Origin of the sequence: Corynebacterium sp. HMSC11E11 (assembly GCF_001807025.1) — a bacterium.
In the GTDB taxonomy this organism is placed as follows: domain Bacteria; phylum Actinomycetota; class Actinomycetes; order Mycobacteriales; family Mycobacteriaceae; genus Corynebacterium; species Corynebacterium freneyi.
Genome location: NZ_KV787165.1, coordinates 34,611 through 61,364, shown reverse-complemented (window position 1 = coordinate 61,364; position 26,754 = coordinate 34,611). Strand labels below are relative to the sequence as shown.

Here is a 26,754-nt window from a genome sequence, read left to right as displayed (position 1 = left end):
CGCCGGCGCCCCGCCGTTCGCCTACTCCGACGTCAGGGGCAGGTAGACGCGACCGCCGGCCGCCTCGAACTCCTCGGCCTTCGCGGCCATGCCGGCCTCGATCGCCTCGACCGTCTCCAGTCCGTGCTCCTTGGCGTAGTCGCGGACGTCCTGCGAAATTCGCATCGAGCAGAACTTCGGCCCGCACATCGAGCAGAAGTGCGCCGTCTTCGCGGGCTCCGCAGGCAGCGTCTCGTCGTGGTACTCCAACGCGGTGTCCGGATCGAGGGCCAACGCGAACTGGTCATGCCAACGGAACTCGAAACGCGCCTTCGACAGGGCGTCGTCGCGCTCCTGGGCGCGCGGCAATCCCTTGGCCAGGTCCGCGGAGTGCGCGGCGATCTTGTAGGTGATGACACCGACCTTGACGTCGTCGCGGTTGGGCAGGCCCAGGTGCTCCTTCGGGGTGACGTAGCAGAGCATGGCCGTGCCGGCCTGGGCGATCATCGCCGCGCCGATGGCGGAGGTGATGTGGTCGTACCCCGGCGCGATGTCCGTGGCCAGGGGGCCCAGCGTGTAGAACGGGGCCTCTTCGCACAGCTCCTCCTCGAGCCGGACGTTCTCGGCGATCTTGTGCATGGGCACGTGGCCCGGTCCCTCGATCATCACCTGCACGCCCCGAGCCTTGGCGATCTTCGTCAGCTCGCCGAGGGTCCGCAGCTCCGCGAACTGGGCCTCGTCATTGGCATCGGCGATGGAACCGGGGCGCAGGCCGTCGCCAAGCGAGAACGTGATGTCGTACTTCGCGAAAATGTCGCACAACTCGGCGAAGTTCTCGTACAGGAACGACTCGCGGTGATGCGCCAGGCACCACGCCGCCATGATCGACCCGCCGCGCGACACGATGCCCGTGACGCGGTTGGCGGCCAGCGGAACGTACCGCAGCAGCACGCCGGCGTGGACGGTCATGTAGTCGACGCCCTGCTCCGCCTGCTCGATCACCGTGTCGCGGTAGATCTCCCAGGTCAGCTTCGCCGGATCGCCCTTGACCTTCTCCAACGCCTGGTAAATCGGCACCGTGCCCACCGGCACGGGGGAGTTGCGCAGGATCCACTCGCGGGTCTCGTGGATGTCGGCGCCCGTCGACAGGTCCATGATCGTGTCGGCGCCCCAGCGGGTCGCCCACACCATCTTCTCGACCTCCTCCGCGATCGACGACGTGACCACCGAGTTGCCGATGTTCGCGTTGACCTTCACCGCGAACTTCTTGCCGATGATCATCGGCTCCAGCTCCGGGTGATTCTTGTTGGCGCAGATCACCGCGCGGCCCGCCGCGACCTCGGAGCGCACCAGCTCGGGGTCGACGTCCTCGCGGGCGGCGATGAACGCCATCTCCGGGGTGACGATCCCCGCGCGGGCCCACGCCAGCTGCGTCGACGCCTTCAGTTCGGGGCTTTCCGACGACGCCGGCGCGGGAGGCGGAGTCGGCCACGAGTCCCGGGTCTTCGGCAGACCGCCGTGCAGATCCGGATCGGCGTCGGTCTCGGTGTACGGGCCCGACGTGTCGTAGGCGTCGAAATGCGTGCCGTCGGTGAGGTTGATCCGGCGGGCCGGAATGCGGAGGACGACATCTTCGGAACCGAACGGCGAACCGTCGAACACGACGTCGTCGTAAATCTTCTCGGAGCGATAGATCGGGCCGGTGGTGACCTGGTCCCGCGCCTCGTCCATGGGGCTGGTGGCGTTTTTCGCCATCGCGATCCTTTCCTACGCCGGCATTACCCGGACAGGTTCGAACGGTCGGCATCCGCATTCCCGATGCCCTCTCAGCGCCGGTTCGGTGGGCGCTCCCGTGGGGATTATTCGGTTGTGACGGTCGAGCGTACCCGATGAAATTCGAGGGGCGGCGCGACGATCGGCTCGCCGCGGGGCCCCGTGGGGAGGGGGTGAAACGGGGGTGGCGGCCGGGAATCGGCCGGAACAAACCGGGGGCTTGCCGCATCGGAAAAGTCGGGGGAAAGAGTTGCGGCCGAAGATATTGAGGCCTTACATAGTCCAGAGAACAACTGACATTCGTGCGTCAATAGGAGCAGTGGAACAGTGGGCACACCCTTCGGGAATTCGGAAACGCCCCGGTCAGGTGGGTTCGGCGGAGCGTCGAATCCCGGATTCGGTGGCCCACCCTCCGGCTCGGGAGGAGGATTCGGCACCCCCGGCGGGGGTGGCTCCGGTTTCGGTGCGACCCCCGGCGGGGGTGGCTCCGGTTTCGGCGCGGCGCCTTCCGGCGGTGGCGGCGGGGGCTTCGGCACCGCACCTTCGGGTGGCGGCGGCGGGGGCTTCGGCTCGGAATCCGGTTCGAGCTTCGGCGGCGGCGATGGATTCGGTTCCGGCGGGGGCGGTTTCGGCACCGGCGGCGCGTCCGGGGGAGCGGGCTTCGACCCCTCCGGCGCAGGTCCCGCCGACGGGGCCGCGACCACCTACCGGTCCGGCCCGTGGCCGTGGGTCATCGCGGCGACCGTGACCGCGGTGATCGGCCTGGTCCTCGGCATCGTCGCGTTCTTCACCGCCGAGCCGACCGACGGCGCTTATTCCGCGCTCGCGTTCGGCGGTTGGGCGTTGGCCGGGATCGTCACGTTCATCTTGCTGGGCGTGCACCTCACGGAGGACACGAAACGGCAGGCGTCCGGACCGTACATCGGCAACGCCGGACAAATCGCCCTGTACCGCGCGGCGGCGGGCATCGGCCTGGTGGCCGTGATCGTCACCGCGATCGAAATCGCCCTCTGGGCGTCGAAGCTGGGAGTGGCCTGATGCTCGACAACGCAACCACGATGGCGGGCCGCATCGCCCGCCGATTCACCGGCCGCCGCGTCATCGGCGCCGTCGGCGTCGCGGCGCTGGCCATGGTCGCCGGTTCCGCCGGCGCGCTCGCGCAGGGGCTCGGTTCCGGACAAGGCGGCGGCGATCGCGCCCTCAGCGAGTTCGCCGGCTGCATCGCCGGCTCGAAGTCCGGTGACATCCTCCTGGTCATGGACGAATCCGGCTCGCTTGCCGGCACCGACGCCATCACCGCCACGGACCCCGACGCCAAGCGCGTCGACGCCGCCCAGGCCTTCGTGAAGAAGATGGCCGACTACGCCGATGCCACCGGCAGCGACATCAACGTCCGTCTCGCCGGTTTCGGCGGAGACTACAACGCGGCCACGGACTGGACGGCCCTCGAGTCCGACGATGACGGCACCAACGTCGACGACGACATCGAGGCCTTCGCCGACCGCGCCAACGAGAACTGGACCGATTACTCCGCCGGCCTGACCGGCGCGGCCGCGGCATTCCGGGACAGCGAAAGCCCGTGCCGCACGGTTTTGTTCTTCAGCGACGGCAAGCCGACCGCCGAGGGCGCCGCGGACGACTCGGCCATCATGGACCAGGTGTGCCACGCCGACGGTCCCGTCGGACGGCTGCGCGCGAGCGGAATCCAGGTCTTCACCATCGGACTGTCCAACGGCGACGACGACCCCGCTGAGCACCTGCGCCGGATCTCCGAGGGCACCGACTGCTCCGCCCTCGCCCCCAACGGCGCGTACATCCCCGCCGCCGACGCGTCCGCGCTGACCGCCGCATTCGAGAAGATGGCCCCCTCGCTGGGCCTGGGCTACGACGAATCCCGCGGCATCGACGAGTCGGTCGAGTTCACGCTCGACGATTCCGTGACCCCGGTGCAGCTCAGCGTCACGCCCACCGGCCCCGGCCTCGACGACATCGGTGCCCTCATTCCGGTGCTGACCCCGCCGGGCGGAGCACCCATCGACCTGACCGGGGACGTGTCCGACATCGCCGGCAACCCGATCACCGTCACCGAGGGCAACGAAGACGCGAAGGGCTCCGTGAAGGTGAACATGGAGCGCGGCGGCGACGAATGGGCCGGCAACTGGACCTTCGGCTACCGGGTCGAGGGCGGGCAGTCCGACGACGCCGGCTACGAGTTCAAGTTGGACATCATCCCGGGGCTGAGCATCGTGGTCGCCGATTCCCAGCCCAACGTGCCCCTGGCCAAGTCCGACGACGACGTCATCGGGGTCTCCATCGTGGGGCCCGACGGCGACCAGCGCCGGTTCGACGGCGACGCTCGGTTCACCGCCCGCATCGAGCCGTCCAACGGCGACGCCCCCATCACCCTCGTCGACAACGAGGACATCCGGTCCGGATCCTTGGACGTTCCGCTGGACAAGGTCAACGGCGCGGTCGCCGGCAACCTGCGGATGGAGCTGGCGGTCACCACCGCCGGCGACGAGGGTCGGCCGGGAACGCAGCTCAAGCCCCTGCACTTCTCCAAGGACATTTCCGTCGCACCCGCGACCATGCCCAAGCTGCCCGGTTCGGTGAACCTGGACGTGCACGGCACCGACGGCACCGCGACCATGCAGGTCGCCGGTCCGGGCACCGTGTGGGTCGACCCGGGTTCCTTCACCGTCGGCGACGCCACCGTCGAGTACACGGCCGATCACGACGAGTCGAACCCGCTGGAGCTCGAGCGCGGCGAAACCGGGGAAATCGTCCTGACCGCCACCACGGGCACCGCCATCGACCGGGCCATCGCCGACGCGTGGATTCCGGTTACGGCGGTCGACGCGGAATCGGGACAGCAGGACACCGTCGACGTCCGCGTGGAGGGCGCTCTCACCGCCCCCATCGACAAGGCGACCTTCGGCGTCGCCCTGGTCCTCGCGCTCCTGCTGGCGCTGCTCATTCCGCTGGGCGTCCTGTACCTGATGAAGTACCTCACCGGACGGATCCCGTCGAGCCCCGGCATTCATGCGGTCCGCGTCCCCGTCACCCTCGACGGCACGACCGTGGTGCGCACGGACAAGGGCGGTGAATTCGACCTGACCTACGAGGAGGTCATCGCCGCACCCCGCGTCACGTCGAGCGGCCGCTCCGTGACGCTGGCGGGGGAGCAGGGCGTCGTGAAGACCGGCCTGAACCCCTTCGAACCTCCGAAGGCCGTGGCCGAAAGCCCCAACTCGATTTCCGATGCGGGCGAGCGTTCGGGTGGCTCCGCGCAGCTGCCGCTGGCGGTCCACGACCGCTGGTTCGCGATCGCGCAGATTCCGGCACCGTCGACGGGAATGCAGGACCCGATGGGGCAGCTGGGACAGATGCCGGGTGCCCCGGGCGAGGACGCGCCGATTCGGGCGTCGCTCATCGTGGCCGCCGACGAGGGCATCACCCGCGAGCGGCTCGCCGCCATCGTCGACGACATTCGTCGCAATGGCGCCGACCGGCTCGGCCGGCTGCGGGAAACAATGAGCACGGAGGGGTCCGCCGACGGCGGTCCGGCAGAGTCGCCGAAGACCGACAAGGAATCGAAGCGGGCCAAGGGCAAGCGCGGACGTCGCGAGGCGGGCGCCGGTGACGGGCGGAATCAGTCGCCGCAGGCACAGCCGTCCCCGCAGAACGGTTTCCCCTCCGACTTCGGTTCGAACGATTCCTTCGGCGGCGGGTCCGCGGGGTCCGGATTCGGTTCGAATTCCGGATTCGGCACCGGCCCGGGATCGACCCCGGACGCGAACCGGGATTCCGGCTTCGGCCAGGGCTCCGGTTTCGGTTCGGGCGGGGGCTCGGGCTTCGGCGGCAACCCCGGCTCCGGCTTCGGCACCGGCGGAGGCTCCGGCTTCGGTGGCAACCCCGGCTCCGGCGGTGACTCGGGCTTCGGCTCGAACCCCGGCTCCGGCTCCGGATTCGGCGGGAGCTCCGGCTTTGGCTCGAATTCCGGCTCCGGATTCGGACGGCCGAGCCAGGGAGGCTTTGGCCAGGGCCCCGACTCCGGCTCAGGAAGCGGCCGCGCCGAATGGGGGGTGCCGGACGACGGTGCCGGGAACCCCCCGGGCGATCTCGACCGATAATCGAAGAACTGACGACTAACCCCGATACACCCCGGAAAGAGATTCGATCGTGGAGAAATTTCTCGTTGTCGGATGCGGAGGCTCCGGCGCCGTAACGCAGGCCTACATCATCGACCAGCTGAAGGCCTACCTGCGCCAGGTCGATCCCGAGCGCACGGAGCTGCCCGCCGCGTGGCAGTTCGTCAGCGTCGATGCGCCGTTGACGGCCGAGCCCGGCCCGGCCGGGTTGGCCAACGTCCCGCAGGCGGGCGGTCAGTACGTCAGCGTGGGCAACAGCCTCCACTACAACCAGTTCGAGCAGGGGCTTTCCCAGCAGCTCGCCCGCACCGGTTCGCTCGGCGAGATCGCCACGTGGGCGACGCGGGAACCCGAGAACCTCAACCTGCCGATCGACCGAGGCGCCGGCCAGCGCCGCGCGCTCGGCCGCATGCTCACCATCCAGAACCTGGAGAAGATCCACGACGGGCTGCGTTCGGCGATGGACCGCCTGAACCGGATGGAGACCAACGCCGAGCTCAACGAGCTCAATTACAAGATCACCGGTCGGCGTTCCGACGTCACCGACAGCGAGCCGATCGCCCTGGTCATCGGTTCCATGGCGGGCGGTTCCGGCGCGTCGATGGTGTTCGACGTCGCCCGCCTGATCTCGACGCTGCCCGGCAACATGCCGTCGCGCACCGCGATTTTCATGATGAGCCCCGAGGTCTTCGAATCGCTGTCCGAAGACGACCGTCGCGGCATGTGGCCGAACTCGCTGGCCATGTTCGGCGAGGCCGTCGCCGCGCAGACCGGTGCCGCGGTCTCCCACGATCGGGCGATCTTCAAGGCGATGGGTCTGTCGGTCACCCCGAAGAACGCCTCCTTCGCCCGTCTGTTCCCGATCGGCGCACGCATGGGCGGCAACCGCTCGAAGTTCGGCGACGGTTCGCCCGCCGCCATCTACCGCGGTCTCGGCCGCGCCCTGGCCGCGCTGATGACCTCGCGCAAGGCGCTCGGCTCGTTCACCCAGTACACCCTGGGCAACTCCGGCGCGATCGAGGGCAGCCGTTCGATCCTCGGATGGGGATCGCCCACCAAGGTCAGCTGGAACGACATCCCGTGGGGCTCGATGGGATACGCGCAGCTGTCCATGGGCCGCGACCGGTACGCCGAGTACGCGGCGCAGCGGCTCGCCCGGTCGTCGTTCGAGCGCCTGCTGGAGGGCCATCTGAGCCCCGACGACCCGTCGACCGGCAAGGAACAGCTGGACAAGCGCCTGCGCGAACGGTTGCCGGACTTCCTCGCCGCATGCCACCTGCCGGGCTCCATGGCCGGCCAACTGCGTGCCGCAGACGTGTATCCGTGGCTGGGATCCGTGTTCGGGGGAAGCTTCTCGGCGCCCGCGGCCAACGAGGCGGTCCGAAACATTCGGCAGACGCTGCCCGCCGGCGACGGAATGAAGTCGCGGGAATGGGCCGACCTCGTCCGCGGGCGCCTCGAGCAGTGCCGCAGCGGTGTCGACGAGATGTTGTCCGCCAACGCCTACGCTGCGGTCCACGAATTCGCGGACTTCTTCGCCGATCGCGTCATCGCCGAGATCGAAGGGGATCTGTCCCGGTACGGCGTGCCCTTCGTGGAGGAGATCGTCGACCGGCTCATGGAAATGTTCCAGGAGCCGCTGATCCCGATGATCAAGAGCTTCGCGCAGTCGGCCGCAGGAATGGACCCGATGGCGCCGTCGCCGCAGTTGGAGACCCTGCTGCAGCCGCTCAACGGCCGCGGCACGGTGAACAACTCGGCGCAGATCGCCGACAACATCGCCGCCAGCTACACCACGCAGCTGACGCAATACCACATCGTGCAGGTGGCCAGTCTGCTCGCCGAGGTTCTGGACGATTTCCGCAGCTCGGTTCTGCTGCGCCTGAAGCGCGAACTGGTCAGCGTCCACAAGGATCTCGACCACGACAACGAGCGCAAGGACGTCAGCCTCAATCTCGCCGACGTCGCCACCTCCGACCCGGTTGCGTGGCCGCGCGATGGCGAGGAAAAGATCGACGATCGTTTCCGCAGCTCCGCCAACGAAATCCTGATCACGGAGACCGACAAGTTCCCGGCGGACTACGAGGGCCACATGTTGGGCACGATGCGGGCGACGGTCCCGGATCTGCGCACCTTCCCCGAGGCCGTGTCCGCGGCCACCCGCGAGATCATCATGGGCGACTGGGATACGCAGGGCGGCATCAAGGCACCGAACGACACCTTGTGCCCGGCCACCGGCCCGGAGTCGGGTCCCGGCAACCGCGCGGGGTGGGTGTCCAAGCACCTGACGCGCCCGCCGTATGGCCGCGGCGAGAAGCGCGATTCGCGTGCGGCGTCGTTCAATCCGCGCCTGCGTCCGGCGGATCTCATCGAGCGCACGCGCCTGTGGATCGCCCGTCCGGCGAAGCCGTTCAGCGATTTCATCGGCGTCGACCTGCGTTCGTACCTGACCCGCGGCGCCGCCGCGAACGACGCCGAGTACGACGGCCGCCTCAATCGCCTGCACGACGCCTTCTACAAGGCTCTGCATCAGGCCCGGCCGCTGGCCGCGGTGTCGTCGGAGATGCTCAACCGCGTCTACGGCGTCGGTCGCGAGCAGTACCACTTCAACTTCTCGGAGATTCCGCTCGACGGCCTGGAGGCCGGCTCCCGCCTGTCGGAGATCATCCAGAACGACACGACCCGCGACGACGCGACGGTCACGACCTTCGAGTCGGCGTTCACCACGGACAACCGGGTGTTCAGCATCGACGTCTTCGGGTCGTACCCGAACTACTCGCCGGTGGTGTTCTCGTCGCTGTTCCCGCACATCGCGGAGGATTGGAACGGCCGCGGCGGCAATTCGGAGAGCTTCTGGGAGCTGCGCCGCGCCCGCCCGCTGCCGGCGGCGCTGCCGCTGACCGACGATGAGCGTCGTGCGATGGTCGCGGGGTGGCACATCGGCGTGCTCACCGGCCGGATCTACATTTCGGGTCTGGGCACCGCGTCGGCGGCGGCGCACATCTTCGATGATGCGCAGGAAGAGTGGGTGCCGTTCCCGCAGAAGCTGCTGACGCCGCCGACGAAGTTCCGCGGCAACGAGGATTGGATGCCCGCGGTCATCGAGTCGGTTCTCCTGGCCTACGCGGACGTGCAGACCGCGCCGCCGGGTGGTCGCATCGGCGATTCGCTTCGTCCGTACCGCCTGCTCCGGGAGCTTTACGACGACGGCGCGGAAGGCCCCACGACCGGAGCGGTGGATCACTCCGTGGTCAAGGTTCTGGCGGAGTGGCTCGCCACGGGCAAGGACCCGCAGAGCGACACGGGCACCTCGCCCCACGGTTCGACTTTGGCCGAGCGCAAGGCCAAGGCGGAGGAGGTGCTGCGGACCGCCCGCGCGAAGGCCGCGAACTTCCTGTCGGCCACCGGCCGCGCGGCGCTGCCCGGCGCCCGTCCCACCGACCGTCCCTGGTCGTACGTGGTGGATCGGCGCATCGCGGCCGAGATGCCGCTGTACCGTGACCTGGCCGACGACGTCGACTACATGGCCGCGGACCTGCTCAAGCGACTCGAGGAGGCCGCGGTGGTCGCCGAGAATTGGGGCCGTGAGCCGGTCGCGCCGCCTCAGCCGCTGATCACCGGTGCCGACGACCCGACTCTGACGTCGCGGCCGGAGGGCTTCGGCGGGGGTCTGATCTGATGCGGGACCTCATCATCTTCCTCGGCCACGGCGCCGGCCCGAACGCGATCCGCTCGAATCTCGTGGACCTGGCGAGCCTGGGGCTGGTGACCCGCTTCCATTGGATCGACACCGCGTCGTCGGGCAACGAGATCGAGGTCATCGAACACGACGAAGCAGACGGCGTGAGCATCGGCATGCAGCGGATCAGCGATGCGCTGCGCGTCGACGGTGGCCGCCGTGTTCTCCTCGTCGCGCTCGACGAACCCGACGACGGGGGATCGACCATCGACGTCGACGCCGTGATGCGGTGGACGAACGCCGTCGACGGGATCTTGTCGTCGTCAAGCGAACGCGTCCACCTGGTGCTGCCCCGCCTGCCCCTGCCGCGAACCGCACCGGCGCGCCTGGTCGGCTGGACCACCCTGGTGCTGGCCCCCGAAGACTCCGATTCGCCCTCCGACGCGAAGGACCCGCAGCACCGCGCCGACGGTCCCGACGCGCTGGCCCGCTACGCGGCGCCGGCCGTGGCGGGGCTGACCGGGCTGTGGGCCGGATCGATCGAGACCCCCGTCCTCGACGGCCCCCGTGGTGCGATGGCCTCCGGCGAGGGCGGCGTCGTGCGACTGACGCGCGTCTATCACCGCCGCATCGACACCACCGAGATGGAGGCCGGCATCCGCCGCCGCACCCTCGACGTCACCGAGCGCGTGCCCCAGCCCGTGCGCGAAGGCAACCGGCGCGTCATCATCGCCGACGACGACGCCGAAATCACCGGCAAGATGACCGCCGGCTTCTCCCGCGCCTCCGAGCCGTTCCTGCTCAACAAGATGCAGCCGTACCAGAACGCCACCGCGTCGCAGGTCGGGGCCTGGGAGACGCTGAAGCGGTTCTTCTCGTTCTTCTTCAAGGCGGTCATCGGCACTCCCGGCGACTGGTTGGCCGCGGGCTCCGCGACCGTCCAGCGCGGTTTCGCCCGCATGGTGCAAAACACCCTGTACGGGCAGGATTCCGCCATCGAGGTCGTCTGCGGCCGGCACTCCGGCGCGCGCCGCGGCGGATCCATCGACGAGGTGAGCGCGGCGAGCAGCCACCTCCGCGAGCGGCTCGACCGGGCCGACGCCCAGATCCGCATCGGTGAACCGCCGACGCTGACCCAGATGTGGCGCGCCTACGCCAACACCTGCCTGACCCTCGTCGACGGCGGCGAGCGCGAGCAGGATCTGCTTGCCGCGCCCCGCGATCACTACGGCAACGGCGTCGTCGTCGAGCGGCCCGGACTGGCCGTGCCCGATGCCGCCGACCGATTCGACGGCGAACACCCCACGCTGCGGTCCATGCTCGGCGATTCCCTCGGCGCCACGACCATCGCCCCGTTCGACCCGCACGGGGCGGCGGCCTACGCCAACGCCCTGGACTACGTCGCGAACAAGACCACCGACCGGTCGGTGCTCAACCTGCAGGCCCGCTTCGACGAGTGGCGTCGCCGCCATTCGACCAGCTTCGCGTGGCGCATCGGCGACATGCTGTCCGGATTCCTGGAAGAGGCCCGCTCGCGTGCCGCCGGCTGCGGCGAGCAACTGCGGGGATTCCAGGAGGAGCTCGAGGCGCTCGGCGCCGACGATGGCGAGGCGAGCCGCCGGCTGGCGCGCCGCCTGCGGATCCTCATGGCCGTGTGGGCGGTGCTGTCCCTGTGCGTCGGCTACCTGGTCGTCGCGCACTACGAGCCCCGGGTCCAGATCCCGGTCCTGGAGCCGTCCCTCGCGTGGAACTGGGGCCTGCTCGTGTTTCTGCTGGTGACGGTGGTCATCCTGGGCATACAGATGCTCGTGTTCGCGAAGGCCCAGCGGGGCATCTTCGATCGGATCACCAGGCGCGCCCTTCTCGCGGAAAACGAGCGCATCGCCGCGGAGAACCTGGCCATGGCGATCGGCGACGTCGAGAAGTGCGCCCGTTCCTACTCTCAGCACCAGTCGTGGAGCGCGATCCTCGGTCGGGCGCTGTCGAGCCCGTTCGGGTCCGCGATCGGGGCGGACGCTCCGCTGCGGATCCCGCACGCCGGGCTGCCCCGGTCCACGGTCATCGCCGAGGCGGTCATCGACGATCGCCGGGCCCAGGAGGCCGTCCAGCGTCTGCGCGACCGGGTGTTCCCGCCCTCGTGGGCGCAGGATTCGCTGAACAACCTCATCGCCGCCGCACGCGTCGAGGTCCAGGCCAGCGGGGTCATGATCCCCGACGACTACGAGCTGTACGGGGCCATGGGCCGCGGATCGAAATCGCCGCTCGACCGCATCGCGCAGGTGGCGGTCGACGCGGAGCTGGATCGCAGCCATGAGGCCGATGAAGCGTGGGCGGAGGCCCTGGAGCGGCTGTCGTCGTCCGGCGGCGCCGACGATCTCGTGCGCACGCTGCGCATGTGGGAGGACGGCAGGGAACGGGAGATTCCCGGCGACCGGCTTTTCGACGGCCTCGACGCGAGCTCCAGCATCGGATTCTCCGGTTCGGCCATGACCGCCATGGGCCACAACCAGGGCGGCACCGAGATCGATGCCGAGGTCAGTTCGGTGCATCGCGAACCGTCGGCGGCCAACGACGGCGTGAAGACGCTGTCCAAGTCCGTCACGGTCGTGCAGTACGGCAGGACCGCGCAGGGCGACTGGATCACGTCCGGGGAGGCCCCGGCGACGTCGAAGGCGCCGGAGGGGGATCGAGGCCCGGGCGAGCATCGGCTGCCGTCGATCTTCGGCAACGACATCGTGTGATGAACGAGTTCGATGAGCGCGAGCGGGGCAGTCGCCCGGTGAACGCCGACAGTGGAGGAAGCAAGTGAGCGAAAAGTCCGGGAACGACGACAAGTCCCGTGCTATTTCGGAAGTGCCCGAGTACATCCTCCGGGCGATCGTCCGCATGGGCGAGCCCTCCGTCCAGGCGATCGAGCGGATCCTGCCGGCGCAGCACAAGAAGCTGGCGCCGGAGATCCACGAGCGGTTGGTGGGAGACAAGCGTCGTGAAGCCGGGGACGCCCCCGCGGCGGCCGCCGCACCGACCCAGCCGGACGACTCCGGTCAGGCGACGCCGTCTTCGGGGTGGATGCAGGACAAGTCTCCCGCCTGGTCCACCCCGTCCGAGTCGCGCCCGTCCGGGGCCAACCCCGCCTGGGAATCCGCCCCACCGCAGGTTCCTCCGACGGGCGGCGCCCCCGCGTCGGCTGCGCCGTCGGGGCCGGGCCCCGTGCACCCCGGGCCCGAATCGACTCCGGCCGCACCCGCCGCGCCCGGGGCTCCCGGGGCTTCCGCTGCGTCCCGGGCTCCTGCGGCACCCGCGGCAGACGCCCGTCCCGCTCCGACGGCCGAGGAACGGCAGGAGCCCGCGGAACCGGAGGTGACGGTCAACCCGCTCGTCGCGGGATTCAAGCGGTACCTCGAAGGTGGCGCCGGAGTGGAATCCGTCATGAATCCGGGTGACCGCCTGGATCTGGACAACACCGTCTTCGACCAGTACGAATTCGGAGAATCCTCGAAGGTCGGCGCCGAAGGCATCAAGGTGCGGCACCGGGGCAGGGGAGACGCCGCGAAGATCGAGGTGACGTGGAAGCGTCCCTCCTGGGTGAACGACGGCGACATCGTCGTCTACCGCGTGATCGCCTCGGACCGGATCGTGGCGCCCTCACCGGAAGCCGGGGATCTCGTGTTGTGCACGGTGGGCCACGGCTACGAGGAGCCGGTGCCCTCTCGCATCGCATTCCGCCACTACCAGGTGTGGGTCAACGTCGGCGAGGATCACGGCAGCGCCCTGCGGTCCCAGCCCCGGCTCGTCGGCGAGGACATCTGCGTTCTCCCGGTCCCCGGCGTCGACATCACGGTGTCGGCGGGCGTCGTCGAGGGCAAGTGGGATTTCCTCGACGGCTATTCGGAGATTCGCGTGTTCGCGAGCCCGGCGGACTCCCCGGAACCCGTGGACTCGCCCGCCAATCAGCTGTTCGAGGGCGTGACCAAGAAGGGGTTCGAACACAAGTCGCCCATCCGCGGTGACCGCATGCGCTTCGCCATCACCCCCGCCGTCGAGTTCCGGGGAACCAAGGAAGTGTGCACCCGCCCCGACGTCCACGAGATCTTCATCACCGCGGAATTGGAGAAGGTCAGCCTGGAAATGGCCCGGGGCGTCAACGTCGGCGGCGACGAGCGCATCCACATCACGTTCTTCTCTCCGGCCGCGGGACAGGTGAAGATCTACCTGAGCCCCAGCGCCCCTTCTCCGGGCCTGTCGTTCCAGGCCGTGCCCGTCGAGGCATTGGGGCGCGATCAGGCGTTGGCCGAGGGCCGCGTCGTCGCCGACGAGCAGAACCCGGAAGGCGAACAGATCGACGTCCAGCCGATGTGGCCTGCCGAATGGGACGAAGTCCACATCACGCCGGTGACCATCGTCGACGACATGGCCGTCGTCGGCGACACTGAAGTGCTGCAGCGGGTCCGGCCGATCGAGCACGCGAAGCTGGTAGAGCGCACCGACAGCCAGCTGGTCACCTTCGAATGGCCGGCCGGAGCGTCCATGGTGAAGATCGAAACGGCTCCGACCGGTTCGACGGCGCCCGAGGACCGGACGGCGCACACGGAGTACGACGAAAAGCGGTACCGCCGCGATGGCGGAGTCCGCCTCCACCTCAACTCCTACGGCGAAAACGTCCTGCTGACCCCGCGCAGCATGTACGCGGGCAGGGAAACCAGCGCCACCCCCACCGTGCTGGCGTACCGGGGGCTGCGCCAGTACCGGTACAGCCTGTCCAACGAGCATGGCGGCATCGTCCTTCGGCTGTGGTGCGAGGGCGGCGACGACCGCAACCCGCCGACCTTCACGCTCGTGCATCACCCGGTCCGATTCCCGCTGTCGCTGGAGGACGCCATGGAGCAGGGCGCCGGGGAGTGCCGCGTGGCGCAGATCCTGCCGGGGCAGACGACGACGTTCGGCGAACCCTCCCGGCTCATCCGGCCCGATCGTCTGCCCGACCAGAACGACCGGACGGAGAGCGCGACCTGGTTCCTGCCTCCCGAGGAGATCATGCGCATGCGGCCGGGCCAGTGGTTCCGCCTGTTCATCGTGGACTCCGGGATGCCCGGCGGCGGCCACGACCCCGATGGTCCGCGGCGCATCGTCACCGATGTCGGCAACCCCATGCCCTTCGTCCATCCGAGCATGTGGGGCGCACGATGAGCGCGGTCGAGCTGCTGACGTACGCGTCGTTCGCGGTGCCCGGCGGACGGGGCGGTTGGGGCGTCGGGCAACGTGGTCGGGGCCTGACGGATGAAGAGGTGCGCAAGCTCACCGAGCAGGTGCCGACCCGCATAGACGGGACGACGCCGGTGCCCCAGTACCCTTCGGCCGACGACATCAGCGGGTTGCAGCGGCGCATGGCGTGGACCCGCGCCCCGTGGCCGGGCGATGATCGGGTGTTCTGGTTTTCGTCCCCGGCCGGCGAGGACGCCACGGGACGGGCGGGCAACGTGTTCACGCAGGTTCACGTGTTCCGTGGCGGCGTCGGGGAATTCCCGGTGCTGTGGCCCAGCGACCTGATGTTTTCCCCGGCCCTCCGGTTCCCGTTCGGTGCCAGGGAGGTCAATTCGACCACCGTGCCGGAGGGCGTTCCGCCGCTCGGCCCGCTCGCGGTTCCCGGCAAGCTGTGGCCGTGGATCTTCGCGGATTGCGAGGTCGATCGTCGTGCCGTGCTCGGCGCGATTCTCGACGGGTGCGCGGACGGTCGCCTCGTGGCGGTGGCGTGTCCTCCCGAGGATGCGGCGATGTGGGTTGCGGCGGTGTGTCAGGCGCAGTCGCCCGCGACCGCCCGCGATTTCTCGTGGTCGACGTTCGAGCGGGCCCGTTCCCTGGGCACCGCCCGGGCTCGCGGGGTGTCGCTTGCGTGCATCCCGTTGGAGGACGCGGCCGAGGCCGCCGAGGTGCCCGACGTCATCGTCGTCTCCACCGAGGAGACTCCGGAGATGGGGGTGTACGGCGGCGCTTCGACGATGGTCGGCGGGACGCCGCTGGCGGTGTCGGAGTGGTCGACGCTGTTGTCGTTCATGTTCCTGATGCCGGACGAGGCCATGCATTTCTCCCACTTGCTGCGTTCGGGGGAGGTGCCGGTCGCCGTCGGCGGTGATCCCGCCTGGCAGTTGGCCGCCGTGGCGGTGACGAACGAGGAGTTGAGGTCGGCTGCGCGGGACCCGTTGCTCGGTCTGCTGTCCCGGCCCGGGGATGCCCCGGAGAACATGGACGAGGTGTTTCCCGTCGGCGTCGCCGATGCCCTCGCCGATGAGTTGCTCGCCGACGACGGGGCGGGGCCCGAGTCGCTGTCGGTGCTCGCGACGCTGGCTTCGGCCGGGCTTTTCGACGATCCCGACCGCCGGGAGGAAGCGTTCGCGTTCCTGGAGCGGCGTGGGCTCGGAGCCGCGGTCGTCCGCGGCGATGAGAGCGTGCTGGCCACGTCGATCGGGACGGACAATCCGTTGGTGAGCGTGCTGCGGGAGATCACGGCGACGGATGGGGCGTTGCATGAGGCGATCGCCGGAGGCATCGGCTTGCCCGTGGCGGCGGCAGAGTGGTTGGGCGTGCCGCAGGTGGCGGAGCGTTTCCTGGCCACGATGCGCGGCACCGCCCCAGACGAGTTCAAGGCTCCCGTGTGGGAGGGAGACCTCATCGGTGCGTGGGTGCTGGGCGCGATGTCGGATGTGGGCGGGCCCGCGGGCGACGTGTTCGGCGATGCCCCGGGTGCCGGCGATTGGCAGGCGGGGGATTGGTCCGCGCCGTCGTCCATGCCGTCGCCGGAGATGACGGTGTTCGGGCTCAACTCCCTGGTGGAATCCCTGGGAGACCGGGCCACCGGTTTGACGCCGGTGGTGGAGCGGGAGCTGTCCCGCATGTCGGAGCCGGAGCGGCGGCTGTTGGCCGAGGGCCCCTGGCGCCCGGAGCTGGAGAAGGCAGTTACCGAGCGGGGAAACCGCACCACCACCGGTGAGTCCGAGGCATGGGGTCGCAACCCCGGGTGGGAAGCGGACGATGCGCAGACTGCGACCATCCGGCCGGATCAGGCCCCGGTGCATCGACAGGACGAGGGGCAACGAGGCGAGGAACACGCCTCGGCCCGGACACCGCGTCAGCCGCGGAGGCATGAACTGGTCCCCGCCTTCGTCCGGTACTTCGACCCCCGCCAGATCGCGGAAATCGAGAATTACGCGGGACCGGAGCTCGGCGAGAAGATTGGGCACGTGTTCGGCCTGAGGTCGAAACCGCCGGCCTGGTCCACTCTCGGTGAGGTCCTGCTCACCGCTCAGCGGGATGAACTTCCGGACATGGATCGGATCCGGCGCGTCGTGCTGGCGTCGGCGTTGTCGGAATCCCTGTTGCGCAAGTGGTATTCCGACACCCGGAATCTGCCGTGGTGGCTGCTCGACGACATGCGTGACGACGAACTGCGCGACGTGCTCGACATGGCGGTCGACATGGTGCGGCGCAGCGAAAGGTTCCGCGCGGGTGCCGTCGGCGAACTCAACGGCGACGACCCGCCGCCGGAGGCCCGCAAGCTGGTGGCGGAAGCCAAGGCCGTGCTCGACGGGGACCTTGCGGTACGGCACTCGACGCGGGGAAGAACCCCGCGCGACATCCCGGCGGGCGACGGGTTCGACGGTGGCCGCAGGCACCGGGACGGCGTGCCCGGAAACGGCCAACTTTTCGGCAAACTCCGTCGACGTTCCGATGACCACAGGTAGGAGAAGAACATGTCAGTGAATTCCCTCGGAGAGGGCCAGGAGTTTCGCATGTCGGCCCGCGGCATGTTCCAGGTCCAGGCCCATTCGCTTGGTTCCCGGGAGCCCGTGCGGCTGGAGCTGCGCGGCGACGCCGACGCCAACCGCGTGGACGACTCGACCCTGAAGGTCATAGGGGCCGGTTCGTCGTCGCAGGTCGTGCTCAGGCCGGTCGCGGGCGGCGATTTCGGCCCGGGGCGGTCGGCGCAGGTCATCGTCACCCGCGGTCGCCCCGGAACGGATTCGGCGCAGAGCATCGAGTTTCCCCGCGTCACCCTCGACGGTCGTTCCGAGGTCGTCGTCGGCCTGATTCGGGCGGAGGGCGATGATCTGCTGCTGCGTGCGGAGGGCCTCGTCGCCGAAGGCCGGTTGGACGGCCCGGCGGCCACGGTGCGCGCCGCCGTGCGTTCCGCACTCGACGCGGCGTCGGTGCACCCGGCCGAAGGGATGGCCATCCGCGTTCACGTCGACAGGTCGGCGTCGATGTCCGCGCCGTCGGTGCTGGCCCGCCTCGCTCCCGCCGTCGACGTCATCGTCGGCGCGGCCAGCGTCATTCCCGGCACGCCGCGCGTGACGGTCGTCGCGGACGGCGAAACCCGTGTCCTCGACTCCGTCGCCGACCTCGCGGGAGAGGTCCGGCAGCTCGTGCAGTCCGGGGCCGCCCGCATCGGCGGCGGCGAAACGGTGTCGGACGGCATGGATGACCTGACGTTCGTCATCTCCGACGCGGTGCCCGCCGCCGTGGCCGACGGAGACTCGAATGCCGTGTCGCTGTTGCTGCGGGGTGCGTCCCGCCACGGTTCCTCCACCGTCGTCGCCGTCGACGATCGTTTGATCGATGCCCTGGAATCGGGCCGGTCGGATGCCATCCGCAGCTCCGTGGAATCCGTGGTCATGGCCATGCGCCGGATCAACGACGGATCCCGAGGCGCCGCCGCGCCGGCTGCACCCGCTGCCTCCGAGCCCCCGCAGGCCCCGGCCCGGGACGCCGATCCCTTCGGCGGAACGCCCACGTTCGCGGACTCGTCTCCGTTCGGGCAGGCTCCGGCTTTCGGGGAATCGCAGTCCTTCGGCGAGGCCCCGCGGTTCGGCTCGCCCGAGGGCTTCGGCTCCGACTCCTCGTGGGGGAACCCTCCGACCTTCGGGGATGCGCCGGCTTCCGCACCCGCCTCCGACGGCACCGCGGAATCCGCCCCGGCGACAGACGACATCGTGGATGCCGACGCGCTCACCACCCACTTCGCCGCACCGACCGGAACCACGCCGACCGGAACCACGCCGACCGGCAACCGTCCGAGCGGAACCGGGTGGACCGGGACGTGGGCCGCGCAATCCCCGTCGACGGAAACGGAATCGGCCGACACCGGTCGGGACACCCCCGGCCGCCACGCGCGGGACGCCGAAGCGGAAGACGATGGACGTCGTCAAGCACCCGTGTGGCCGACCAGCCCCACCACCCCGACGCAGCGTCCCGGAAACGACATCCGACCCCCCATGTTCGGCGCACCCGCCGACGACCGCTCCGACGAGGATGACCGCCGATGACCGTCCCCCAACTCCCGGCCACCCCCACCCGGTGCCCGTACACGTTCCGTCCCCTGCGCGACCCGCAGGCGACCCGCAGCGAGTACGTCGACCGTGAACTGCCCGCCGGATGGGCGGACTCCGGCACGCTGTGCATCGCGCTGGCCGGCGCCCGCGCCTCCGGCAAGAGCCTGTACATCGCCGTCCTGGTGAAGATGCTCGACCAGCTGGCCCAAAGCCACCGCAAGGTCATCCGCGGCGCCGACGAATCGACCCGCGAGCGATACCGGGACAACTACGAAAAGCCCCTCTTCGAGGAAATGGGCCTCATGCCGCCCACGCCGCGCATGGCCGCGGAAGACGCCTACCAGCGCGACCCCCTGATCTTCGACCTGGGCACCTGGGACGTCGGGCAGGGGCCGCGGAAGTTCTTCCTGGTCATCCGCGACGTCGCCGGCGAGGACCTCGAAGTGCTGCCCGACGACCCGGACTCGCTCGGCTTCTTCCGCGAGGCCGACGAGATCATCTTCCTCTTCGACCCGCTGAAGGTCCCGCAGATCCGCAATTACCTGTCGGGCCTGGTCCCGGATCAGACGCTCGGCGGCGACCCCGTAGACGTCCTGCAGAACCTCCTCGACCTGCTCGGCCAGGCCCGCCCGCGACTGGCGGTGACCCTGTCCAAGTTCGACACCCTGCAGGAACTCGAACGCGTCCCCGACAGCGAGTGGGGCCGGATCATGGGCAACTATGGGGCGGCGTACCGCAGGGACACGGGGCTGCGCTTCGACAACAACGATTCCCTCTACCTCGACGCGGAAATCCGCAGCATGTTGCTCAAGCTCGATGCCGGCCGACTCGTGCTCACCCTCGAGGACAGGTACCGGCCCGCCAACGGGTACGGTTTCCGATACTTTGCGACGTCCGCCCTGGGCGCGGCGCCCCAGGGGCAGCATCTCCACCGCAGCGGCATCGCGCCGTTCCGTTGCCTGGATCCGGTGCTGTGGCTGCTCACGGACAGGGGGCTGTTCCGATGAACGGGAACGGAAACTTCGGAGGGCCCGGCTTCGGCCAGAGCGGGTTCGGCCAGGGCGGTTTCGGCGGAGGATCCGACCAGTCCGGGTTCGGCCACGGCGGCGGTTTCGGCGGATCCGGCCAAGCGGGCGGCTTCGGAAGCGGATTCGGCGGGACGGGCGGATTCGGTGCAGGCGGAGGACAGCCGGCGACCCCGGACCGCTCCGGCTTCGGCGGGGGCTTCGCGCCCGGCGGCGACGACTACCGATTCGGCGGGCCCGCGCCGGGCGGCCACACCGGGCCCACGGGGCACAAGGCCCCGTTCGGGCAGCGGATGGCGTCGATGAAGTTCTTCAACGCTCCCGTCACGATCCTCATCGCCTTCGCGATGCAGCTGGTCACCGCGGGCGTGGTCATCTGGCGTCTGGTCGAGCGGTGGCAACTGCCCGAGCGACCCACCACCGGCGTCGGCCTGTTGGAAGGGTACGAGGATCGGATCGCCTCGGCGATCGGGGCGAACGACTCGTTCCGGCCCGAGAACATCCTGGAGACCACCATCTTCTGGGGGATCATCCTGGTGGTGCTGCTGCTGATGGCGTTCTTCACCGTGAAGGGGGAGAACTGGGCGCGCATCGTGCTCACGCTGCTGTGCATCGCCGGAGTGTTCCTCTTGGCCGTGTCCGGCTTCGCCATCGCCGGCCTGGCCTGCGTGATCACGCTGCCCCTGTTGTGGGTGCCGGTCAACAAATCATGGTTCGGTCAGGTGTGACCGGACGGAGTTGACCGACGCGGCCGACCCCGGTCGGCGGGCATCGACCCCGCCGACCGGGGTCAGCTGCTCGGCACGGGCGGCCGGTCAGCGCGGCAGCTGGTCGATCGTCTCGTTGGCTTCGCGAACGAGCAACTGAGCGCCGAGGCCGGCGAAAATGTCCCGGGCCTTGGTCACGCCGGCCCGCGCCTCGGTCAGTTCCGACTCCGACGCACCCGGGACGCGCGCGAGCGTCCGCCCCTTTTCCAGCAGAAGACGGGCGTACCCCACTCGGGCGCGGTCGTCGTCGAGTTCGCCCGGGGTGACCTTGTCCAGGAGCGTGTCGTAGCACTTGACCGCGACCTCCGGTCGGCCGGCGAAGTTCCAGGAACGTCCCAGGTGCAGGAGCGACTCCGACAACAGGGCGGTGTCCTCCAGCTCCTCCGCCCGCTGGCTCAACCGCTGAAAATCTTCGTGGGCGCCCCTGAAGTCCCGCAGCTTCGCCTTGCACAGGGCGGCCTCGAGCAGGCACCGCACCGCGGCGTGCTCGTCGCCGACCTGGCTCCAATTGTCCGCTACACGCTCGAGCAGCCTCATCCGCAGCGTGGTCGCGTCGCCGACGTCGCGGAGCAGGTGGGCGAATCGTTCGCCGTAGCGGGCGCGGTCTCCGGTGTCGGGGAGCCTGCACACCGCGTTGGCGCCGGCGAGGGCGGACGCCCGGATGTCCTTCTGATCCCCGGAAATGACCGCCGCGCGGGTACGGCCCACCAACGCCGCGCCCTGCTGCGCGGACGTCGCGTGAACGGTCTTCGAGCGGGAATCCAGCACGAATTGGAAAGCGTCCCGGGCCGTCGCCGCATCGCCGGCCCGCAGGGCCTCGTCGCCGGTGGTCAGCGCGGACGTCCACACGGCGCGGGAACGCTCGGCCAGCTCGTCGCGCGTCGTCCCCTGGACTTTCAGATCGCCGATGGCGCACACCGCGTTGGCGGCCACCGTGATGTCGGAGGCGAAGGCGCTCGCATCGAAGCGGTCGGCGCCACCCATGCCGACGAGCAGGGGCGCGGCACGGCGGATCTGGTCGTCGTTCGGCCCATCGGCCTGGCCGGCGGAGTTGAGCAGCAGCCGGAGCAGAGCGTCCGCGCCGTCCTTCTTGGCATCGGACACCCCCGCGGATTCGACGCGGACGAGCGCCTTGCCCCAATCCACGCGAGAGCCGGTGCCGCCCTCGTCGGTGCCGGCGACCTCGCCGTCCACGACGTCGCCTCGACCCGAGGGGGCGTCGGCCCCGCCGTTCGTGCCCAGGGTTGCCAGGGCGCGGTTCATCAGACGGTCGGCCAGTCCGCGCCGCCTCCTCGGGGCGTCGTTCGGGACGGTGCCGACGTTGGCGTTTGCACCGCTGCTCGAGCCGCCCCCGCCGCTCGCCTCCGCGCCTTCGCCGGCACCCGCGCCGACCCCGGTGGCCGAGGTGCGGCCGCTGCGCCGTTCCCGCAGCTCCCGGGCAGTCGCCCCGTCCCCGGCCGCGTCGAAGGCCAGTGCCGCAGTGGTCAGATCCTTGCGGGCCTCGGCGTAGTTGCCCGCGGAGATGCGCAGGTCGGCCACTTTGGCGAAGGCCCTGCCACGCATGAGGGGGTCGTCGACAAGCAAGGACATCACGGCCACCGCATACAGCGACTCGATGGCCTTCACCGGCTGGTCCGTCGCCGCGTACTGGTCGGCGAGCCCCTCATGGGCCCGGGCGAGCGCCAGAGCGTCGGCGGGATCGCCCGGCAAGCGGGGGCCGGGGCGGAGCTTCGCGATGATCTCGCGGTACTTCGTCGTCGACGCCCGAGATCCATCGGGCCCGTCGATGGCGTCCCGGGCGGCGGCGAGCATTTCCTCGGCCGTCGGAGAGACCTGAACCTCCGGGGACTGCTGCTGCGGGGCCCCCTTCGAAGCGTTTCGGTAGATCACACCCCGAGCTTAACGGGCGTTCGATGCCCGGGTTTCCCGGGGAGCGGCGCAGGTGGGGACGCCGCAGTGTCTATGATGTTTCGGAAAGAAACTGATGTGGAGGCCGACGGGCGTGCGACGGGCGCGGTCGGGCCGCGACTGGACCGAGGGAGGGCGACGCCGATGCCGCACAACCGGCCGCGCGACCGCGACCTGGCCAAGCAGCTCGTTCGCGAACTGCGCAGGGAGGCGGATCTGCCCGTCGTTTTCCTCGGCATCGGCGGTCAGGCCGGCGTGACCATCGACGAAGGCGTCGGTCTGCGTCGCGACGGCGTCCGCGGAGTCAACGTCGTGCCGGGTGAAGGGCTCGGCGGCCGCGTCCTGCGGGATCGGCGCCCCGCAGTCGTCGCCGACTACGGGGTCTCGCGCACCATCACCGACAGTTACCTGGACCAGGTGCGCAGCGAGGGGCTCGGCCCCGTCATGGCGGTGCCCGTCCTCTCCGGCATCGGCGAAACCCGGATGCTTCTCTATGGGGCGCATCGCGAGCGGTTCGAATTCGGGGACCGCATCCGCTCCGTGGCCATGCGCTTGGCGACGAAGGCCGGCACCGAGCTGCGCATCCGGGATGAAGTCGACCGGCGCATCGCCATGGCGCAGCGCGGCACCGCCGGGATCCGCGAGGCGGGGGAGGGGCCGGGGTCGTCGGATCTGGAGCGACTGCGCGAGTTGCACGCCGACCTGCGGGCGATCGCCGCGACCACGGCCGACGCCGATGCGCGCGACCGGCTTCTGGCCGCCTCCGGCGGGCTCGCCGCGATGTTGTTTCCGGATGCCGGGGGCGACGGGACGCGCTCGGGCGATGCCGGGGGCGCGGAAACGGGGGTGGCGAGAGGTGGGCCGCATCCCGATGCACCGAAGCTGACGGCGCGCGAGCTCGACGTGCTGTCGCAGGTCGCGCTGGGCTGCACGAACGCCGAGGCGGCGGCGCGGTTGTCGCTGAGCATGGAGACCGTCAAGGCGTATCTGCGCAACACGAGCGCGAAGCTCGGCGTGAAGGGGCGCCATGCGGCGGTGAGCCGTGCCCGCGTCCTCGGCTTGATTCCCTGAGCGGGGCGTCATGGCGGCCCGTTGTGGAGGCCCGTTCGGCAAAGATTTTCGCGAAGTTTCGAACGGGGTCGGATGGCCGTCGAATGGTGTCCGTCACTGCATCGTGGCTGGTCGGGGCTCTTCTTGCCGGTGGAAAGTATCTGAATTGTGAATTAAATCGCTAGCCGCGATTAATCGTTGATTCCATAACACCCTCTTTCGGGTATGTGAGACGTGGGTCACGCCCGCATATGTTCTGCGTCACATTGTTGAACGGGTGGTCCCCGGCGGGCCGCCCCCGAGACAGGAGACGCCCATGACCAACTCCATCGCGACGGATCGCGCATCCGTCGGCGTGACCGCACCGGCGCCCCACGTGCCGGCCGACGACGCAGCCAAAGGACCCTCCCTGCGCAGGGTCGCCACCGCGAGCCTCGTCGGCACGACCATCGAGTTCTACGACTTCTTCATCTACGGCACCGCCGCGGCGCTGGTGTTCCCCACCGTGTTCTTCCCGAGCATGACCCCGATGCTGTCGACCGTGGCCTCCTTCGCCACCTTCGGCGTCGCGTTCCTCGCCCGCCCGCTGGGCTCCGTCGTCTTCGGGCACTTCGGCGACATCCTCGGCCGCAAGCGCACCCTGGTGTGGACGCTGCTGATGATGGGCATCGCGACCCTGTGCATCGGCCTGCTGCCGGGCTACGAAACCGGCGTCTTCGGTCTCTTCGAATCCGGCATCGGCGTGTGGGGTCCGATCCTCCTGGTGCTCATGCGCTTCCTGCAGGGCATGGCCGTCGGCGGCGAATGGGCCGGCGCGACGTTGCTCACGGCGGAATACGCGCCGCCGGGCAAGCGCGGCGCGTACGCGATGTTCCCGCAGCTCGGCGCCGCGGTCGCCTTCTTCCTGTCGTCCGGCACCTTCGTGCTCGTCTTCCTCGCCATCGGCGAAACGTCCGACGCCTTCATCGAATGGGCATGGCGCATTCCGTTCCTGCTGTCCATCGTGATGGTCTTCGTCGGCCTGTACGTTCGCCTGGCCATCCAGGAGACCCCGTCGTTCAAGAAGGAGCAGGAACGCCGTGCCCGGGAGCGGGCCGCCGGCGTGCGCCGCACCCTGCCGTTCATGGACACCCTGCGGTACCAGTGGCGTGAGGCCGTGACCGGCGGCGTCGCGCTGGCTTCCCTGTTCTCGCTGTTCTACATGGGCACCTCGTACCTGACCTCCTACGGCACCGCCCAGCTGGGCCTGGCCCGCCGTGACATTCTGCTGGTCGGCATGGTCGCCGCCGTCGTCTTCGGCGGTGCCATCGCGGCCTCGGCGGCGATCTCCGACCGCATCGGCCGCACCAAGGTGATCCTGACTTCGACGGTGCTCGCGGTCCTGTGGACGCCGGTGCTGTTCTGGGTCCTGGACTTCGGCACCATCTGGCACTTCGGCATCGGCCTGACCGTGACCATGGTCGTCTTCGGCATCTCCTACGGTCCGGCCGGCGCGATGCTCCCCGAGATGTTCCGCGTCGACCTGCGCTACACCGGCGCCGGCCTGGCCTACAACATCGCCGCGATCCTCGGCGGCGCCATCCCGCCGCTCATCGCCGCCCCGCTCGCCGAGGCCTACGGCGGCTTCGCGGTCGGCATCTTCCTCGCGGCCATCTCCCTGACCTCCTGCATCGCGGTGACCCGGATCCGCTCCAACCACGAGGACGACATCGACGAGCACAACCAGCTCGTCCGCGAATCCGACGCCCTCGCCAAGCCGTAGTCCCGCGACCCGGCATCGCCCCCGCCTCGGGTGCAATCGGCTCGACCCGTGAACCGGCCCCGGGCCCGGGGAGGGGCCGTCGTAAAGCGAAAGCGGCTTTGCGACGGCCCCTCTTCCGTTTCATTACCTGGGTTTTTTGGCGATCGTCGCAGGTTGCACTACTGTCGGTGGACAGTCCCAAGATGTAATTGGGAGTTGACGACATCACCCGGTAGGCCAGCGAGAGCGGCTGACTGGGTTTCGCACGTTTAAAAACCGATCCTCCACCAGCGGCCGGACGGACGCCGCAGTGCGATCGGAACGAAAAAGAAAGAGGCTTCATGCCCACTATCCAGCAGCTGGTCCGCAAGGGCCGCCACGACAAGAAGTCGGCCACGTCGACGGCCGCCCTGAAGGGCTCGCCGCAGCGCCGTGGCGTGTGCACCCGCGTGTACACCACCACCCCGAAGAAGCCGAACTCGGCGCTCCGCAAGGTCGCCCGTGTTCGCCTGACCTCCGGCATCGAGGTCTCCGCCTACATCCCGGGCGAGGGCCACAACCTGCAGGAGCACTCCATGGTGCTCGTCCGCGGTGGCCGAGTGAAGGACCTCCCGGGCGTCCGCTACAAGATCGTCCGCGGCTCCCTCGACACCCAGGGCGTCAAGGACCGCAAGCAGGCCCGTTCCCGCTACGGCGCGAAGAAGGAGAAGTAAGACATGCCTCGTAAGGGTCCCGCCCCCAAGCGTCCCGTCGTCAACGACCCGGTGTACGGCTCGCCGCTGGTCACCCAGCTCATCAACAAGGTGCTGCAGGACGGCAAGAAGTCGACCGCCGAGCGCATCGTCTACGGTGCCCTCGAGGTCTGCCGCGAGAAGACCGGCACCGATCCCGTGCTGACCCTCAAGCGCGCCATCGAGAACGTCAAGCCCGCCCTCGAGGTCCGCTCCCGCCGCGTCGGCGGCGCCACCTACCAGGTTCCGGTCGAGGTCCGTCCCGGCCGCGGCAACACCCTGGCCCTGCGTTGGCTGCTCATGTTCTCGCGCCAGCGCCGCGAGAACACCATGATGGAGCGTCTCGCCAACGAGATCCTCGACGCCTCCAACGGCCTCGGCGCGTCCGTCAAGCGCCGCGAGGACACCCACAAGATGGCCGAGGCCAACCGCGCCTTCGCCCACTACCGCTGGTAGTGACCGCGAGCGTCGGACCAGGCCCCCAGGGGCCGGCTCCGGCGCCGGCGACCCGGGGGCCTTTGGGGTCCCGGGGGGAATCACGGCGAGCCACCGGGCCGAATCGGTGGCAAGATAGATCGAGCAACCCGACCGCTGGCGGTCGAGGCGAAGACGTCGACAACGTCCTGA

General features: G+C 69.6%; 15 protein-coding genes and 1 riboswitch. Of the genes, 13 read left to right on the top strand and 2 right to left on the bottom strand.

All coding sequences use genetic code 11. The features are described from left to right. Positions 1 to 21: 21 nt before the first annotated feature. A complete protein-coding gene (gene thiC / locus HMPREF3121_RS10645) occupies positions 22 to 1,734 on the bottom strand; it encodes a phosphomethylpyrimidine synthase ThiC (protein WP_083291643.1) in 1,713 nt (570 codons plus the stop codon). Beyond that, a riboswitch (TPP riboswitch) is annotated at positions 1,727 to 1,843 on the bottom strand. (Overlaps the previous gene by 8 nt.) Before the next feature lie 236 nt (positions 1,844 to 2,079). Here thiC and HMPREF3121_RS12925 point away from each other — a divergent pair. The 9 genes from HMPREF3121_RS12925 (at position 2,080) to HMPREF3121_RS10600 (ending at position 20,658) form a co-directional block, all read left to right on the top strand. Further along, positions 2,080 to 2,790 (top strand): hypothetical protein, encoded by a 711-nt coding sequence (locus HMPREF3121_RS12925; RefSeq protein WP_070523261.1) that lies wholly within the window; start codon positions 2,080 to 2,082, stop codon positions 2,788 to 2,790. Next, positions 2,790 to 5,885 (top strand): vWA domain-containing protein, encoded by a 3,096-nt coding sequence (locus HMPREF3121_RS10635; protein WP_070523258.1) that lies wholly within the window; start codon positions 2,790 to 2,792, stop codon positions 5,883 to 5,885. Before HMPREF3121_RS12925 ends, HMPREF3121_RS10635 begins: the two co-directional genes overlap by 1 nt. Positions 5,886 to 5,934: 49 nt before the next feature. After that, on the top strand, positions 5,935 to 9,582 hold the full coding sequence (locus tag HMPREF3121_RS10630) for a tubulin-like doman-containing protein (RefSeq protein WP_070523256.1): 3,648 nt from the start codon (positions 5,935 to 5,937) through the stop codon (positions 9,580 to 9,582). Continuing rightward, a complete protein-coding gene (locus HMPREF3121_RS10625) occupies positions 9,582 to 12,323 on the top strand; it encodes a hypothetical protein (protein ID WP_070523254.1) in 2,742 nt (913 codons plus the stop codon). Before HMPREF3121_RS10630 ends, HMPREF3121_RS10625 begins: the two co-directional genes overlap by 1 nt. Positions 12,324 to 12,387: 64 nt before the next feature. After that, positions 12,388 to 14,769 (top strand): SaeA-related protein, encoded by a 2,382-nt coding sequence (locus tag HMPREF3121_RS13010; protein ID WP_070523251.1) that lies wholly within the window; start codon positions 12,388 to 12,390, stop codon positions 14,767 to 14,769. Continuing rightward, positions 14,766 to 17,318 (top strand): GAP1-N2 domain-containing protein, encoded by a 2,553-nt coding sequence (locus HMPREF3121_RS10615; RefSeq protein ID WP_070523249.1) that lies wholly within the window; start codon positions 14,766 to 14,768, stop codon positions 17,316 to 17,318. The genes HMPREF3121_RS13010 and HMPREF3121_RS10615 overlap by 4 nt, the downstream gene beginning before the upstream one ends. Positions 17,319 to 17,327: 9 nt before the next feature. Next, the gene (locus HMPREF3121_RS10610) at positions 17,328 to 18,899 is read left to right on the top strand and encodes a hypothetical protein (RefSeq protein WP_141743079.1); all 1,572 of its coding nucleotides are present in this window, start codon (positions 17,328 to 17,330) and stop codon (positions 18,897 to 18,899) included. Then, positions 18,896 to 19,912: a TRAFAC clade GTPase domain-containing protein gene (locus HMPREF3121_RS10605; RefSeq protein WP_070523243.1), complete on the top strand. Its 1,017-nt coding sequence runs from the start codon at positions 18,896 to 18,898 to the stop codon at positions 19,910 to 19,912. Before HMPREF3121_RS10610 ends, HMPREF3121_RS10605 begins: the two co-directional genes overlap by 4 nt. Next, a complete protein-coding gene (locus HMPREF3121_RS10600) occupies positions 19,909 to 20,658 on the top strand; it encodes a hypothetical protein (RefSeq protein ID WP_070523241.1) in 750 nt (249 codons plus the stop codon). The genes HMPREF3121_RS10605 and HMPREF3121_RS10600 overlap by 4 nt, the downstream gene beginning before the upstream one ends. Before the next feature lie 87 nt (positions 20,659 to 20,745). Here HMPREF3121_RS10600 and HMPREF3121_RS10595 read toward each other — a convergent pair whose 3' ends face one another. Beyond that, positions 20,746 to 22,587, bottom strand: coding sequence for a hypothetical protein (locus HMPREF3121_RS10595; protein ID WP_070523238.1), 1,842 nt, complete (start codon positions 22,585 to 22,587; stop codon positions 20,746 to 20,748). A 162-nt stretch (positions 22,588 to 22,749) separates the two neighbouring features. Here HMPREF3121_RS10595 and HMPREF3121_RS10590 point away from each other — a divergent pair, with 162 nt between their 5' ends. From HMPREF3121_RS10590 to rpsG, 4 genes are all read left to right on the top strand, one after another. Further along, positions 22,750 to 23,676 carry a LuxR C-terminal-related transcriptional regulator gene (locus HMPREF3121_RS10590; RefSeq protein WP_070523236.1) on the top strand — a complete coding sequence of 309 codons (927 nt, stop codon included), beginning with the start codon at positions 22,750 to 22,752 and terminating at the stop codon, positions 23,674 to 23,676. A 295-nt stretch (positions 23,677 to 23,971) separates the two neighbouring features. Next, on the top strand, positions 23,972 to 25,417 hold the full coding sequence (locus HMPREF3121_RS10585; RefSeq protein ID WP_083291637.1) for an MFS transporter: 1,446 nt from the start codon (positions 23,972 to 23,974) through the stop codon (positions 25,415 to 25,417). Positions 25,418 to 25,737: 320 nt separating this feature from the next. Further along, on the top strand, positions 25,738 to 26,109 hold the full coding sequence (gene rpsL / locus HMPREF3121_RS10580) for a 30S ribosomal protein S12 (RefSeq protein ID WP_035121347.1): 372 nt from the start codon (positions 25,738 to 25,740) through the stop codon (positions 26,107 to 26,109). 3 nt (positions 26,110 to 26,112) lie between these two features. Then, on the top strand, positions 26,113 to 26,583 hold the full coding sequence (rpsG, locus tag HMPREF3121_RS10575; RefSeq protein WP_035121345.1) for a 30S ribosomal protein S7: 471 nt from the start codon (positions 26,113 to 26,115) through the stop codon (positions 26,581 to 26,583). The last annotated feature ends 171 nt before the right edge of the window (positions 26,584 to 26,754 follow it).